Here is a 540-nt window from a genome sequence, read left to right as displayed (position 1 = left end):
ATGGGATTCACACTGTAGATTCAGTGATTTATAATTATCATTTATCAAATCAATTTAAATCATAATGAATAAAATGAGCGCTGTTAAATTACCTTCTTTTCAAACAGAAGAACAATCTTCTTTTCGTCAATTTCCCCATAATATTGAAGCAGAACAAGCTTTGCTGGGTGCTATCATTATCAATAATAATGCTCTTGATAGCGTTTCTGATTTTTTAAAAGCAGAGCACTTTTTTGAACCGTTGCATCAAAAGCTTTTTGATATCATTTCAAAAATTATTCAAAATGGAAAAGTTGCAGATCCCATTACTATTAAGCCCTTTGTTGAAAATGATGAGAAAATTGGAGACATCACTGTATATAATTACGTGGTGCGTTTAGCTACCGAGGCAGTCACAATCATTAATACTAAAGATTATGGAAGCGTCATTTATGATCTGTTTGTCCGCCGCTCTTTAATTAACCTTGGCACTCAAGTTGTGAATAGAGCTTATGATGCTTCTGTAGAACTTACAACATCACAACAAATTGAAACTGTTGA

The 540-nt window shown here is 32.8% G+C and carries 1 protein-coding gene; it reads left to right on the top strand.

The window, feature by feature from the left end:
• Positions 1-73 precede the first annotated feature (73 nt).
• On the top strand, positions 74-540 hold a 467-nt coding region (locus tag ACFIK6_RS10270), incomplete at its 3' end, for a DnaB-like helicase N-terminal domain-containing protein (protein WP_375677628.1).

The organism is Bartonella sp. AS69XJJH (assembly GCF_042195585.1).
Taxonomy (GTDB): domain Bacteria; phylum Pseudomonadota; class Alphaproteobacteria; order Rhizobiales; family Rhizobiaceae; genus Bartonella.
Note: the sequence above shows the minus strand (reverse complement) of the source record. Positions and strands in the feature narration are given on the sequence as shown.